The sequence below is a fragment of the Burkholderia sp. BDU5 genome, from assembly GCF_001522845.1.
Lineage (GTDB): Bacteria > Pseudomonadota > Gammaproteobacteria > Burkholderiales > Burkholderiaceae > Burkholderia > Burkholderia mayonis.
The window spans coordinates 282927-297611 of sequence record NZ_LOWC01000159.1; the positions used below are offsets into that span (position 1 = coordinate 282927).

At 66.2% G+C, this 14685-nt stretch carries 12 protein-coding genes and 3 pseudogenes; 9 read left to right on the forward strand and 6 right to left on the reverse strand.

Features of this window, described 5'->3' with window-relative positions:
- Positions 1-40 precede the first annotated feature (40 nt).
- Entirely contained in the window at positions 41-388 is a 348-nt protein-coding gene (gene sap1 / locus WS69_RS26275; RefSeq protein WP_059473555.1) for a surface attachment protein Sap1, read from the forward strand.
- Between the two features lie 198 nt (positions 389-586).
- Positions 587-1141 (forward strand): YaeQ family protein, encoded by a 555-nt coding sequence (locus WS69_RS26280; RefSeq protein ID WP_059473556.1) that lies wholly within the window; start codon positions 587-589, stop codon positions 1139-1141.
- 118 nt (positions 1142-1259) lie between these two features.
- On the opposite strand, the gene WS69_RS26285 is transcribed toward WS69_RS26280, so the two are convergent.
- On the reverse strand, positions 1260-1676 hold the full coding sequence (locus tag WS69_RS26285; RefSeq protein ID WP_059473557.1) for a VOC family protein: 417 nt from the start codon (positions 1674-1676) through the stop codon (positions 1260-1262).
- A 402-nt stretch (positions 1677-2078) separates the two neighbouring features.
- On the opposite strand from WS69_RS26285, the gene ada reads away from it, so the two are divergent.
- The 3 genes from ada (at position 2079) to gshA (ending at position 5878) form a co-directional block, all read left to right on the forward strand.
- Positions 2079-3173, forward strand: a complete 1095-nt coding sequence (gene ada / locus WS69_RS26290) for a bifunctional DNA-binding transcriptional regulator/O6-methylguanine-DNA methyltransferase Ada (RefSeq protein WP_059473591.1) — start codon at positions 2079-2081, stop codon at positions 3171-3173.
- Positions 3170-4111: a DNA-3-methyladenine glycosylase family protein gene (locus WS69_RS26295; protein ID WP_059473558.1), complete on the forward strand. Its 942-nt coding sequence runs from the start codon at positions 3170-3172 to the stop codon at positions 4109-4111. Before ada ends, WS69_RS26295 begins: the two co-directional genes overlap by 4 nt.
- Before the next feature lie 153 nt (positions 4112-4264).
- Positions 4265-5878 carry a glutamate--cysteine ligase gene (gshA, locus tag WS69_RS26300; RefSeq protein WP_059473559.1) on the forward strand — a complete coding sequence of 538 codons (1614 nt, stop codon included), beginning with the start codon at positions 4265-4267 and terminating at the stop codon, positions 5876-5878.
- Between the two features lie 22 nt (positions 5879-5900).
- Here gshA and WS69_RS26305 read toward each other — a convergent pair whose 3' ends face one another.
- From WS69_RS26305 to WS69_RS26315, 3 genes and pseudogenes are all read right to left on the reverse strand, one after another.
- Positions 5901-7352, reverse strand: coding sequence for an RNA polymerase sigma factor RpoD/SigA (locus tag WS69_RS26305; protein WP_059473560.1), 1452 nt, complete (start codon positions 7350-7352; stop codon positions 5901-5903).
- Between the two features lie 247 nt (positions 7353-7599).
- Positions 7600-8151 carry a hypothetical protein gene (locus WS69_RS26310; protein ID WP_059473561.1) on the reverse strand — a complete coding sequence of 184 codons (552 nt, stop codon included), beginning with the start codon at positions 8149-8151 and terminating at the stop codon, positions 7600-7602.
- A gap of 276 nt (positions 8152-8427) precedes the next feature.
- Positions 8428-9395 (reverse strand): annotated as a pseudogene (locus tag WS69_RS26315) (LysR substrate-binding domain-containing protein).
- 141 nt (positions 9396-9536) lie between these two features.
- Here WS69_RS26315 and WS69_RS26320 point away from each other — a divergent pair.
- The 4 genes and pseudogenes from WS69_RS26320 to WS69_RS26335 all read left to right on the forward strand — a co-directional run.
- Positions 9537-10627 (forward strand): annotated as a pseudogene (locus WS69_RS26320) (polyamine ABC transporter substrate-binding protein).
- 28 nt (positions 10628-10655) lie between these two features.
- Entirely contained in the window at positions 10656-11777 is a 1122-nt protein-coding gene (locus WS69_RS26325) for a class II histone deacetylase (RefSeq protein WP_059473562.1), read from the forward strand.
- Between the two features lies 1 nt (position 11778).
- A complete protein-coding gene (gene aguB / locus WS69_RS26330) occupies positions 11779-12654 on the forward strand; it encodes an N-carbamoylputrescine amidase (RefSeq protein WP_059473563.1) in 876 nt (291 codons plus the stop codon).
- Positions 12655-12657: 3 nt separating this feature from the next.
- Positions 12658-13468, forward strand: a pseudogene (locus tag WS69_RS26335) (phage portal protein); the annotation flags it as partial.
- Positions 13469-13478: 10 nt separating this feature from the next.
- On the opposite strand, the gene WS69_RS26340 reads toward WS69_RS26335, so the two are convergent.
- Both WS69_RS26340 and WS69_RS26345 read right to left on the reverse strand, forming a co-directional pair.
- A complete protein-coding gene (locus WS69_RS26340) occupies positions 13479-13838 on the reverse strand; it encodes a type II toxin-antitoxin system HicB family antitoxin (protein WP_015602418.1) in 360 nt (119 codons plus the stop codon).
- Entirely contained in the window at positions 13835-14089 is a 255-nt protein-coding gene (locus tag WS69_RS26345; protein WP_059473564.1) for a type II toxin-antitoxin system HicA family toxin, read from the reverse strand. The genes WS69_RS26340 and WS69_RS26345 overlap by 4 nt, the downstream gene beginning before the upstream one ends.
- Positions 14090-14685: the final 596 nt, after the last annotated feature.

A 14685-nucleotide genomic window follows, 5' to 3' on the forward strand; every position in this document is an offset into this window, starting at 1 on the left:
CTAACCCGAGCTCATGACCCGAGCGAATGGGAGACACGACATGATGAAGCGAACCGGCCTTTTTCTGATGTTGACGAGCGGCATCGTTGCATTTTCGGTGGCGCAGGCGAGCGGCGACGCGTTGCTCAAGCCGCAACAGGAAATCCAGCTTACCAAGAACGCTTGGGGATGTTTGTCGAAAGACAATCTGGATTCCGTACTGAATCATGAGCGCGACGGCCACTCGCAGGCGAAGCAGCAGTATTTCGACGACTACCGCTGCCTGTCGGTACCGGAGGGGCAGCGCTTCCGGATCGTCAGCGTCGACAACGGCGACGTGCAGTTCGTGAGCGCGGAGAACAGCGACCAGCAAGGTCTCTGGGCCGACTCGCGCTTCGTCAAGCAGTAACGCGGTCGCATTCGCTTCTGATCACGCGCTCGGGCACGGCCCGGGTGCGGCAAGATTTACGGCCCGGCGCGTGTCGGGCCGTGCTGCGTTTGCTTCCGCCGCCTTCGGTGTCGTCCGCGCATCGTCGCGCGGTCATCGCGCATTCGGTATCATCACGCCCCGACCCGAATCAACGGCCCGCATGGGGCCCGATGCTGAATGGCGCTCAAATCGACGATCTACAAGGCGGAGCTGCAAATCGCCGACATGGACCGGCACTATTATGCCGATCACTCGCTCACCGTCGCCCGTCATCCGTCCGAGACGGACGAGCGGATGATGGTGCGCATCGCCGCGTTCGCGCTGTTCGCGCACGAGCGGCTCGAGTTCTGCAAGGGGCTGTCGGACACCGACGAGCCGGATCTCTGGCAAAAGGACCTGACGGGCGCGATCGAGACCTGGATCGACATCGGCCAGCCCGACGAGCGCCGCATCGCGAAAGCGAGCGGCCGCGCCGACCGGGTGAACGTGATCGCGTACGGCGGCCGCACGTCGGACATCTGGTGGCAGGGTGTGCGCGGCAAGGTCGAGCGGCTGCACAATGTGCAGGTAACGTCGCTGGCCGACGGCGCCGCGGCCGCGCTGGGCGGCATCGCCGAGCGTACGATGCGTCTGCAGTGCACGATCCAGGACGGCGCTGCGTGGCTGTCGAGCGCGACGCACGATCCGGTCGCGATCGAGTGGACTGTGTTGAAAGCGCGTGAAGGCGCCTGAGCGGACGGCGATGCGGCGAGCGGCGCGTGGGTGGTGGGTTGCCGCGCGTCGGCCGGAGCGAAGCCAGGGTTTTCGGTTCCGGTTTCTGCCCCCGGTTCGCCAGGTTGCGCCCCTGCGCTCAGGGCGCGACGGCCTCCGGCGGTCCCTTGAGCTCGACCATGTTCCCTTCCGGATCGAACAGATAGATCGACGGCCCGTAGCCGTCCGCGCCGTAGCGCCGCGCTTCGTCGCCCGGCCGCGCGCCGTGCGCGGCGAGATGCGCGTGCAGCGCGGCCGCGTCGAACGGTTCGACGCGCAGGCACAGGTGGTCCATGTTCCGGCCCTTTCCCGGCACCCCGCTGTCTGGCCGGTCGATCGACGCCCCGACCGCGAGCAGGTCGATCAGCGAACGCCCGGCGCGCAGCTGGACGAGCCCCAAATTCCGCTGCTCCTTCTCGACGTGGCAGCCAAGCACGTCGCAATAGAAACGCGTCATCGTCGCCAGATCGGCGACGCGCAGCACCACGTGATCGATCTCGTGGATATGGAATTTCATTGGGGGCGTCTCCTTCGGCAGGAAGTCTTACCGAGTGTAGGCGGTTCGTGCGACACGCGGGCGGACGGTGCAAAATCGATGGACGAAAAAAAGCCCGTTCGTGTTCGAACGGGCTTAATCCATATCAGGAGGAGACATGGAGGAGACAGTTCCAACTATACACATCCGGATGGTGCGACGCAATATTCTTTGTGTAAAAAAACGTCAGGACGGCAATCTGTCGCATTCGCACCGCAACAAAATAGGGCCGATGCGGCGCCCGCACGCGGTTGCGGCAATGGATCGGACGATTGTGTGACATTCGTGTGTCAGCCGTTCGAATGAGAGCGCAAGAATCAGCGCGTAGGCGGCCGGGTCGACGTCTACAGTGACAGGCATCCGTTCCGCTTTTGCGAGGTCATGATGAAGAAGCCAGCCTATCCGACCGACGACGCGCGCTGGGCCGCGCTCGTCGCGCGGGACGCCGACGCCGACGGCGCGTTCTGCTACGCGGTCAGGACGACGGGCGTGTTCTGCCGGCCGTCGTGCGCGTCACGGCCGCCGAAGCGCGAAAACGTGTCGTTCTTCGCCGACACGGGCGCCGCGCGCGCGGCCGGCTATCGCCCGTGCAAGCGTTGCCAGCCCGAAGGGCTGCCGCGCGAGCTCGAAATCGTCAATCGCGCGTGCGCCGTGCTCGACGCACATCGTCAGGACCGCTTCACGCTCGCGCAGCTAAGCGACGCCGTCCACGTGAGCCCGTTTCATCTGCAGCGCCTCTTCAAGCGTGTCGTCGGCGTGTCGCCGCGCCAATACCAGGCCGCGCAGCGCGGCGCCGCGTTGCGCGACGCGCTGCAAAGCGGCGTCGCCGTCACGCGTGCGGCCGTCGACGCGGGCTTCAATTCGCCGTCGCGGCTCTACGAATCGGCGCCGCGCGAGCTCGGCATGTCGCCGTCCGCGTTCCGCCGCAAAGGCGCCGGGCTGAGGATCGAGTACGCGACCGCCGACACGCGGCTCGGCGTCGTGCTCGTCGCAGCGACGCGCAAGGGCATCTGCAAGATTGCGTTCGGCGACGCTGCGGCAGCGCTCGTCGACGAGCTGAAGGCGGCGTTCGCGAACGCGGAGCTCGTCGAGTCGCCCGAGCGGATCGCGCCGTTCGTCGCGCAGGTCGACGCGTATCTGAACGGCACGCGCCGACGCTTCGAACTGCCGCTCGACCTTGCCGCCACCGAGTTCCAGCAGCGCGTATGGGATGCATTGCGTCGGATTCCTTACGGCGAGACGCGTAGCTACACGCAGATCGCCGAGGCGCTCGGCGCGCCGCGCGCAGTGCGAGCGGTCGCGAGTGCGTGCGCGTCGAACCCGGTCGCGCTCGCGATTCCGTGTCACCGCGTCGTGCAGAAAGGCGGCTTGCTCGCGGGCTATCGATGGGGATTGCCGCGCAAGGCCGCGCTCCTCGACGCCGAAGCGCAACACGCGGCGGGCGAGCCCGTCGTGTTTGCCGTGGACGACTCAGCTTGAGCGCCGCGTTCGAGTCGGCCGCCGCGCGGCCCGGCAGCGTCGCGCTCGAACTGCCGTTCAAACCGCCATACGATTGGCCGCGCGTGCTGCGTTTCTTCGCGGGGCGTGCGATTCCGGGCGTCGAGGCGGTCGAAGGCGGCGCGTATCTGCGCACGATCGATCATCGCGGCGCGGCGGGTGCGCTGACGGTACGCAAGCATCCGCGCAAGCGCTGTCTCATCGCCCTCGTCGAGGGCGATGCGGCGCGGCATCTGGACGACGCATTCGCCGCGCGGCTCGCGACGATGTTCGATCTAGACGCCGATCCCGCGGCGATCGGCGCGCATTTCGCGCGCGACGCCTGGCTCGCGCCACTCGCTGGCGCCGCGCCGGGCCTGCGCGTGCCGGGCGCGTGGTCGACTTTCGAGCTGATCGTGCGCGCGATCGTCGGTCAGCAGGTGAGCGTGAAAGCGGCGACGACGATCGTCGGGCGGCTCGTCGAGCGCGCAGGCGAGCAACTCGCGCACCATTCGCAGCGCCCGATCGGCTGGCGCTTCCCCGAACCCGCCGCGCTCGCCGCATGCGATTTGTCGCGCATCGGGATGCCGGGCAAGCGCGTCGCCGCGCTGCAGGGCGTCGCGCGCGCGGTCGCTGCGGGCGACGTGCCGCTCGACGCGTACGCGACAGACCCGACCGGCGTGCGCGCCGCACTGCTCGCGCTGCCGGGAATCGGTCCGTGGACCGTCGAATACGTCGCGATGCGTGCGTGGCGCGACGCCGACGCGTGGCCGGCGACCGATCTCGTGCTGATGCAGGCGATCGCCGCACGCGATCCCGCGCTCGACCGTCCGGCGAGCCAGCGCCGCCGGACCGACGCGTGGCGGCCGTGGCGTGCGTACGCGGCGATGCATCTGTGGAACGAGATCGCCGACCGCGCCGGTGCCGCGCGAGGCGGGTAGGCGACAGGCCGCGCGCGGCCGGCGCGGATCGTCTGGCAACGCCGGAGGGCGGGTCAAGCGAGCCTTTCGGCGAGATGTTAAAGTGCCCGCTACTGTCAAATCCCGCCAGGTGGTCCGCGCGCGTCGCGGGTTGCCGAGCCCGCACTTGCATCGATGCCGAACAACATGACTTCCCGCCAGACAGACTTGCTGCAGCAACGCCTTGCCGTGTTGAGCACGAGCCCGACGCGCGAGCAGCTGCCTGACGGCCTGCGCGGCATCGAGAAGGAAAGCCTGCGCGTGACGCGCGACGGCATGATCGCGTTCACGCCGCATCCGCGCGCGCTCGGATCGGCGCTCACGCATCCGTCGCTCACGACCGACTATTCGGAAGCGCTGGTCGAGCTGATCACGCCTGCGGAGCGGGACGCCGCGACGACGCTCGAGCGGCTCGACGAGCTGCATCGCTACGTCTATGCGTCGATCGGCGACGAGATGCTGTGGACGCATTCGATGCCGGGCCTCCTGCCCGCCGACGACGAAATCCCGATCGCGGACTACGGCACGTCGAACATCGGACGCCTGAAGACCGTCTACCGGCGCGGCCTCGCATATCGCTACGGCCGCACGATGCAGTGCATCGCGGGCATCCACTACAACTATTCGCTGAGCGAAGAAGTCTGGCGGCGGCTGCACGAGGCGGAAGGCTCGACCGCGAACAGGGTCGACTACCAATCCGAGCGCTATCTCGCGCAGATCCGCAATTTCCGCCGCACGAGCTGGCTGCTGATGTATCTGTTCGGCGCGTCGCCGGCGCTCGATCTCGGTTTCCTGCGCGGCCGCCCGCACAAGCTCGACACGTTCGACGCCGCGACGCTGTATCGCCCGCACGCGACGAGCCTGCGGATGAGCGACCTCGGCTACTCGAACACGACCGCGCAGTCGGCGCTCGAGGCCGACTACAACACGCTGCAGGGCTATCTCGATGCGCTGTCGAAGGCGGTCAGCGAGCCGTATCCGCCGTACGAGGCGATCGGCACGCACCGCGACGGCGAGTGGATTCAGATCAACACGAACGTGCTGCAGATCGAGAACGAGTTCTACTCGACGATCCGGCCGAAACGCATCACGTATTCGGGCGAGCGGCCGCTGCACGCGCTCGCGTCGCGCGGCGTCCAGTACATCGAGGTGCGCTGCCTCGACATCGATCCGTTCGAGCCGACGGGCATCTCGCTCGACACTGCGCGCTTCATCGATGCGTATCTGCTCGTCTGCGCGCTCGACGATAGCGCGCCGCTCACGTGCGATGCGTATCGCGAGTCGAACGCGAACTTCGGCCGCGTGACGATGGAAGGGCGCAAGCCTGGGCTCGAGCTGACGCGCGACGGCGCGGCGGTGTCGATGCGTGCGTGGGCCGACGAGCTCTTCGCGCAGATCGAAGCCGCAGGCCGCGTGCTCGACGAAATTCGCGGCGGCGACGCGCACATGCGCGCGATTGCCGCGCAGCGCGCCAAGCTCGACGATCCGGAGCGCACGCCGTCCGCACGCGTGCTGCGTGCGATGCGCGCGAACGGGCAGTCGTTCATCGAGTTTGCGCGCGCGCAAAGCGAAGCACATGCGGCGTACTTCCGCAGCCGTCCGCTCGACGAAATCGCGACGCGCGACGCGCGGGCGCTCGCCGAGCGCTCGCTCGCGGAGCAGACGGAGCTCGAAGGGAAGAACGCCGGATCGTTCGACGCGTTCGTCGCCGCGTATCGCGCATATACGTTGAATCGGTTCAGCGTCTGACCAAAGGCAGGGCAAGCGGCGATTACAGCTGCACGTCGAGGAAGTCGTGCGCGTTGCACGCTTCGGCGGTCACGCGCAGCGTCTGCAGCGCGCGCTTCTCGATTCGGCGGATCTGCTCGCGCGATACCCCCGATTGCGCGGCGATCTGCTCGTAGCTCCACGGCTCGTCGCCGCCGATGCCGAAGCGCCGGCGCAGGATGTCGGCTTCCTGCACGGACATCGTTTTGAGCAGCGACGCGACGACCTCGCGCATCTGCGCACCGGCCAGCGCGTCGAACAGGCTCGGCGTCGACGCATCCTCGACGAGGTCGCCGAATTCGGCCTGATCGTCGTCGCCGAGCGGCGCGTTCAGCGAACGCGGCTCGTGCGGTAGCTGCAGCACCGCGCGCAGACGCTCGGTCGACAGCTCGGTCGCCTCCGAGAGCTCCGCGAGCGACGCTCGGGCGCCGCTGCGCTGCTTGATCCGATCGGCGATCTTGCGCACGCGGCGCGCCTGGTCGCCGACGTGAACCGGCAGGCGGATCGTGCGTGCGCGGTCCGCGACCGCGCGCGAAATCGCCTGACGAATCCACCACGTCGCATATGTCGAGAACTTGAAGCCGCGCCGATATTCGAATTTCTGGATCGCGCGCAGCAGGCCGAGATTGCCTTCCTGCAGCAGATCGGCGAGATCGAGACCGCGCGATGCGTACTTGCGCGCGATCGACAGCACGAGCCGCAGGTTCGCTTCGGCCATCTTGCTGGTCGCGGCCGAGATGCGCGCCTCGCCTTCGGCAAACGCGTGCGCGGCGGCGCGCAGCGCGCTCGCGTTGCCCTTCGGCGGCGACGCCGGCGTGCGATGCATCGCGCGCCGCACCGCGTCGATCTCGGTCGATGGCCAGCCGTAGGCATCGAGGGCGGCGTATGCCTGCTTGCGCGCACGGGCGAACGCGCGCGCGCCCTCGTCACCGCGGGCGCGCGCACGCTGCAGCGCGGCGCGCGCACGGGCGAGCGCCGGGTCGTCCGGCAGCGACGCCAGATCGAGAAGATCGAGCGCATCGGCAAGCGCCTGCAGCACGCACTGACGGCCGGCTTCGATTTCAGATGCGAGCGCGATTTCCTGCGCGTGATTCAGCAGCGGCACCGCGTGCATCCGGCGCACGAAGAGGGCAAGCGGATCCGTCGAGATCGCGGTGTCGACGGCGTTGTTGTCGCTTCGTTCGGACGAATGCGATTCGGCGTCGCCGCGCCAATCGGCATCGACGTACGCGGACCGCGCCGGCTTGTCGTCGAACGACGCAGGGCCGCCGCTTTCGTCGGCCGAGTGATGTTCTAGGAGTTCGAGATCGCCGAGGTCGTGCTCGAGCGCGTCAGACGACGCGCCGCTGAGCCCATCGCTCATATCTGCGTATGCCGCGTCGTCGTGGGCGCCGGCAAGTTCGAGCAATCGGTCGATGCCCTGTTCGTAGCGCACGTCGCGCTCTGAGACTTTCATGGCAAACGCGGATCGGGCCGCGGTACGTCGTGACGGAGCGTGTCCGTCGAGCCAGGCTCGTCGGCTTGCCGCGGACGCCCGTCCGCGCCGATGGGCCTTACAGGCGTGCATGTGGTGGCGGACCGCGCAATTTCAATGGCGGGCCGCGCTCATGTAGCCGCAAAACACGTGCCGACACGCTCGAAACAGGTTCGGAAGCCTTATCGATTGCACGTCGGGCTGCGCCGTCGAGGAAAGGATGGCGACGTTATTCGTATGATTCGCGGCGTATGCGCACGGCGCCTGGCGCCGCACTCTCGATGCTTGCCGCCGCACGCTCGCGCAAGCGGCCGTCGCCTTCGTCGTTGGCGTCGGGCTCGACGGGAATATCGCCGGCCTCGGTGTCGCGTTCGTCGGCGAAGTTCGGCTCGGCCTCGCGCGGCTTGGCAGTGTACGAACGCGCGGTGCCGAAGCCAGGCGCGGCTTCGCGCAGCGTCGACGCGTACGCTTTCCAGCCGGCGTCGTTGCCCGCGAACAGGTGCTTGCGAACGGGCAGCGCGAGCGCGCCGTAGTCGAGCGGATCTTCGAGCAGCAGTTGCGGCCACAGGCAGAACGAGCGCAATACGCGGACTTCGAACTCGCGCACGGTCATGTCCTGCACGACGTACTCGACGAGCGGCACGTCGGCGAGCATGCCGTTCGTCGCGAGCAGCGCTTCGATCGACAGGCTGTCGGGCTTCTGCTGTTCGAGGCGGCTCAGGATTTGCAGTACGCTGCCGAGATGGAGCAGCAGCGCGCGCCGTGCGTAAGCTTCTTCCATGACGATGTCTCCGGGACGAATGGGCTCGCCGCGCACGCCGGACGGGCCGCTCGCGATCGAGCAACGGCGAGCGGGTGTTGTGCGGCGAGGGCCGTATGGGGTCCGAAACGCTGCTGCGTCGACGCACTCGTCGCGTCGTTCGCGGTATGCGATGCATACAAGCGTATCCAATTTGCACGCGGCTTGCAGATGCGGATTGACGCACGTCAACAGGCGGGTGCGGGCGCGCTGCGCTCTTCGACTGTGGGGAGTACGGGAAAAAGACCTTGACCCTCGTCAACGGAGCACGAGATCGGTGCAAATCGCTTCGCCCAGCACGCGCGCGACGCGCGCTTCGCTGTCGGCGAGCTTCGCCTCGACTCGCTCGATGAGCCGGCAGAGCTTCGTCGAGCCGCGCCGGCTCGACGGATAGGCGGCGCAGATGCGGTCCTCGCCGAACGACGCGCTCTCGAAGCGCCATGCAGTGAGAAGCGGCACGAGCCGGCCCGCTTCGAGCGCGTCGACGACGCTCCACTGCGGACAGGGCAGCACACCCGCGCCGTCGAGCGTCGCGGCGAGCGCGAGGGCGTAGTTGTCGGTGGCGAGCGGCCCTTTCGGCTCGATGCGTTCGCGCGTGCCGTCGCGATCGAACGTCCAGGTGCTGGCGAGCGTCGGGTGGCGGTAGATCACGCAATCGTACTGCGCGAGTTCGGCGGGCACGACCGGCCGGCCGCGTCGCGCGAGATAGTTAGGACTCGCGCACAATAAGCTGCGGTTCGACCCGATCGTTTTGACGATCTGGCTCGGCAGATCGTAATTGCCCATTCTGAGCGCGAGGTCGAAGCCGTCGCCGACGATGTCGACGTAATGATCGGACAGCGACAGTTCGATCCGCACGCGCGGAAACGCCTGCGCAAACGGTGTGCAGAGCGGTGCGAGAATCGCGTGGCCGAACGAGTGCGCGGCCGTGATGCGCAGCAAGCCGCGCGGCTCGTCGTCGTGCTCGGACAACTGCCGCGCACCGTCCGCGAGCCGGCGCAGCACGTCGGTTGCGGTCGCGAGATAGAGCCGCCCGCCTTCCGTAACACGAGCCGGCGCGTCGTACGCTCGAGCAGTTGCACGCCGAGTGTCGCTTCGAGTCCGGCGATCGCTTTCGTTACCGCCGACGGCGTTTTCGCGAGCTTGCGCGCCGCTTGACTGAGACTGCCTTCCTCGACTGCGTAGACGAAGGTCTCGAGCGCGGACAGCAGATCGATTCGCCGCATTCTTTCCTCAAAGGCACAAGCGATGTGCGTAATAAGATCACGAATCGATTTTTTCCTCTACTTATGATCACAAATGGAACGTTCGGCGGCGCGGCCGGCGAGCGGCAGGAATCCCGTTCGACGTCGTCAAAGGAGAGATCGATGAAGCGCATCGCGTGGATCGTCGTCGTGCTCGTATCGCTCGCGTGTCCCGCCGTGCATGCGGCGGACGGCGACGTGCTCAACATCTACAACTGGGCCGAGTATTTCGCGCCCGACACGATGGCCTTCTTCGAGAAGGCGACGGGCATCAAGGTGCGGCTCGACGTCTACGACAGCAACGAGGCACTGCAAACGAAGCTGACGACGGGCAACAGCGGCTACGATCTCGTATTTCCGTCGAACGACTTTCTCGCGCGCCAGATTCAGGCGGGCCTTTATCAAAAGCCCGACAAATCGAAGCTGCCGAATCTGAAGAATCTCGATCCCGCGATCGTCGCGCGCGCGGCCGAAGTCGATCCCGGCAACCAGTACAGCGTGCCGTACATGCAGGGCACGTTCGGACTTGGGCTGAACGTCGCGAAGGTGAAGCAGGCGCTCGGCGGCCCGCTGCCCGCGAACACGCTCGATCTGATCTTCGACCCCGCGTATGCGACGAAGCTCGAGGGTTGCGGGATCGCCTTCAACGATGCGGGCAGCGAAGTGTTTCCGCTTGCGCTGCGCTACATCGGTCGCGATCCGAATACGACCGATCCGCGCGACTACGAAGCGGCGCTCCAGATGATGAAGAAGATCCGGCCGACGATCCGCCAGTTCATCGCGACGCCCGTGATGAACGATCTCGCGACAGGCGACGTGTGCGTCGTCACCGGCTACTCGGGCGCGGTGCTCGTCGCGGCGCTGCGCGCGGCCGATGCGAAGAACGGCCAGCAAATCGTCTACAGCCTGCCCGCGGGCGGCGCGCCGTTCTGGTTCGACAGCATGGCGATTCCAAAGGGCGCCGCGCACGCGGACAACGCGCTACGCTTCATCGATTACATTCTGCGGCCCGACGTCGTCGCGAAGATCAGCAACAAGGTGATGTATCCGAATCCGAATCGCGCGGCGACGCCGCTCGTCGACAAGCGACTCACGTCGAATCCGGCGATCTATCCGGATGCGGCGGCGATGCGTACGCTATGGGTAAAGCGGCCGATGCCGCCGCGATGCGCATGCAGACGCGCTACTGGACCCAGTTCAAGACCGGCCATTGATCGGTGTCATTTTGACGAGGAGACCGAAGTGATTCCCACCGGACTGCTGTTCGATCCCGCATTTCTCACGCATCGGCAAGGCGATCTCGTGTACGTCGTCCCGAACGGCGCGCTGATTTTCGGCGAGCATTTCGACAGCCCGCTGCGGCTCGCGTACACGAAGCAGTTGCTCGATGCGGTTGGCATGACCGAGCAACTGACGCGTATCGCGTTCGCGAGCGCGGCCGACGAGCAATTGCTGCGTGTGCATCGGCCCGAGTATCTGAGGCAGCTCGCCGAAGCCTGCGCGGTGGCGGGCGAGCAAGTGGTGCAGCTCGGCGAGGACGCGGCGGGCAGCGCGTCGACCGAGCGCATCGCGCGGCTCGCGGCGGGGGCCGCGTGTGCTGCCGTCGATACGGTCATGACGGGGCCGCTGCGGCAGGCATACGCGCTGATCCGGCCGTCGGGCCATCATGCGGGCGCTGATTTCGCGATGGGCTACTGCTACTACAACAACGTCGCGATCGCTGCCCGGCATGCGCAGGCTGCGCACGGGATCGAACGCGTCGCGATCGTCGATTGGGACGTGCATCACGGCAACGGCACGCAACAGGTGTTCTACGACGATCCGTCGGTCATGTTCGTCTCGTTGCACGAGGCGGAGAACTTTCCGGTCGACGGCGGCGAGGCGCGCGAGACGGGCGGCGGCGCGGGCGCCGGCTACAACGTGAACGTGCCGTTGCCGTCCGGTACGGGCGATGCCGGATACCAGCACGCATTCGACGAACTGGTGTTGCCGCTCATCGATGCATTCGCGCCGCAGTTGATTCTCGTGTCGGCGGGGCAGGACGCGAACGCATTCGATCCGCTCGGCAGAATGCGCGTCCAGCGCGACGGGTTCCGGCACATGGCGCGGGCGCTCAGGCAAGCGGCGGGCAGCGTGTGCGACGGACGCATCGCGATGCTGCAGGAAGGCGGCTACAGCTTGCCGTATCTGCCGATCGCGACGCTCGGCGTGCTCGAAGGGCTCGTCGGCTGGAACGCGCCGTTCGATGATCCGCACCTGTTCGTCCAGCATCCGCTCGGCGACGGCGAGCGCGGTGCGGTGGCGGCCGCTCGCGCCGCGCAGGCGCCGTATTGGTCGGCGCTGCGTCAAGCGCAAGGAGGATGAGGTGCGAAGGGTGAGCGTGGCTGCAACGCAGATGGCATGCGACTGGAACGTCGATGCGAACCTGTCGCGCGCCGAACGTATGGTGTGCGACGCGGCCGCGCGCGGCGCACAGGTCGTGCTGCTGCAGGAATTGTTCGAGACGCCGTATTTCTGTATCGACCAGAATCCTGCCCACTTCGCGCTCGCGAAGCCGTACGACGGTCATTCGTGGCTTTCGCGCTTTGCGGCGCTCGCACGCGAGCTCGGCGTCGTGCTGCCGGTGAGCTTTTTCGAGCGCGTCGGCCAGACGCAATTCAATTCGGTCGCGATCTTCGACGCGGACGGCCGCGCGCTCGGCGTCTATCGGAAGACGCACGTGCCGGACGGCCCGGGCTACACGGAAAAATACTATTTCACGCCGGGCGATACGGGCTTCAAGGTATGGGACACCGCGTACGGCAGGATCGGCGTCGGGATCTGCTGGGACCAATGGTTTCCGGAATGTGCTCGTGCGATGGCGCTGGCGGGAGCGGAGATGTTGCTCTATCCGACGGCGATCGGCAGCGAGCCGCACGATTCGTCGATCGATTCGCGCGCGCATTGGCAGAACACGCAACGCGGACATGCGGCCGCGAATTTGATGCCGCTCGTCGCGAGCAACCGGATCGGCGTCGAGCGCGGCGAATCGGGCGAGATCACGTTTTACGGCAGTTCGTTTATCGCGGGCGCGGACGGCGAGAAGATCGTCGAATGCGACCGCGAAGGCCAGGCGATCGTGACTGCCGAATTCGATCTCGACGCGCTCGCGTATCGACGGCGAAGCTGGGGCGTGTTTCGGGATCGGCGGCCGGCGTGTTATCGAGTGTTGAGCGAAGAGACGGCGGATCGTGTTCGATGACGCCAGGCGAATGTGCTGGCGTCGACGTTCCGCCCGCATCGCTGGCTGTCGCGGCAGGCGTTCGAGCGCTGGGCGCTCGACTTCCTGACGTTCGGCAACGGCTACCTGGAGCGTCGCCGGAACGTGTTCGGCGGCACGCTGCGGCTCGAGCCGGCGGCTCGCGAAGTACGCGCAACGCAAGGCGGATTTCAGCGGCTTCGTGTACGTGAACGGCTGGCAGGACCGGCACGAGTTCGCGTCCGACAGCGTGTTCCAGCTCATGCGCCCGGACATCAACCAGGAGGTGTACGGCTTGCCGGAATATCTCAGCTCGCTGCACTCGGCCTGGCTGAACGAATCGTCGACGCTGTTCCGGCGGAAATACTACGAGAACGGCAGCCACGCCGGCTTCATCCTGTACATGACGGACGCCGCGCAGAAGCAGGACGACGTCGACAACATGCGCGAGGCGCTGAAGAACGCGAAGGGGCCGGGCAACTACCGCAACGTGTTCATGTACGCGCCGGGCGGGAAGAAAGACGGCATCCAGCTCATCCCCGTGTCCGAGGTCGCCGCGAAGGACGAGTTCTTCAACATCAAGAACGTAACGCGCGACGACTTGCTCGCCGCGCATCGCGTGCCGCCGCAACTGCTCGGCATCGTGCCGAGCAACTCGGGCGGGTTCGGCACGCCGGACACCGCCGCGCGCGTGTTCGGGCGCAACGAAATCAAGCCGCTGCAGGCCCGCTTCGCCGAGCTGAACGACTGGCTCGGCGAGCAGGTCGTGACGTTCGACGATTACGAGATTCCGCCGGCGCCGGTCGCGGCATCATAGGTGGCAGGCGTCACGCATGCGCGGCACGATCGAGCACTTCTCGGGCCGCGCGCCCTAACACCTCTTCCGACCACTGATTGACACTCTCCCCCGACACGGCCGCCGCGATGCCGACAACCGCATGCACTTCCGGGTTGATACGCAACATCAACTTACCCGATGCGGGCTTCTGAGGCTTCCGGTTCGTGTGCTTGCAGTCTTCCAGATAGTGATCAATGGCTGCGTGGAAATCCGCAGTCAGCTCGTCGACGGTTTCGCCGTGAAAACTGATTTTGTCGTCCACGCCGAGCACGTGACCGACGAAAATCTTGTCGCGCCCGTCGAAATCTACGCGGGCGAAATATCCCTTGTAAGTCATTGCGTTGGTCATGGTTTGATCCCCAATTCGATGAACCAGTCGCGCAAATCTTCCACCTGATACCGCTTTGCCTCTTTACCCGGATGAGGGCGATATAGGTAGCGGCGCGTCCCGTTCAATTCGAAGGCGATGCGCGACCCTGCGCCTTCATTGATGTCGCCGCCCAACGCGACAACCAGCGATTCGATGTCAGCGAATACGATGCCGCCCAAGGTCGGCTTCGTAAAGATCGCCGCGAGCGTTCGGGCGTGTTTCGTTTTCATGCTGGAATGATAGCACAAAGTGCTATCTCGATGCTAGCGAAAAATGATATCTGCGATCTGTCCCGAGCGTGCCGGGTGCGATCCTTGTGTGTCTGGCGACGGCGCGAATAGCGGGCCTACAACGGCTTTGCATTCGCGAGGCAACCCCAACCCTGGACCGCACCACGAGCGGCGCAAGGAGGTCAAGGCGCGTCCGGGGGCGGAGTGTTTGGGGTCAGGCTCTTCGGCGCGCAGCCAGACCCCGACGGTGGCCTTTGCGCGGTCCCCCTCCTCGCCTGCGGTCTTTCTTGATGGGGCAGTTTTCATGCATTCGCCGCCCAGCGCGCGAGCGCCTACTGGCGCGGGCTTCCGGCAGTTTTGCATGAGTGCGGATTCGTGCGTTTTGATGCGCGATGGTGCGATTTGATGCGCCGCTGCGCGCAATTTGTCCCCGCCCCACCTTCGAGCCGCACTATGGCGTGTTCACACTACATTGATTTAAGGTTATGCTTCGGGGATGGAAATCTCCGAAGCCCAATTCAAACAGATCGAACATTGCCTGCCGCGACAGCGAGGCAATGTGAGCCTGCCGAACCTGCAAGTGCTCAACGCGATCC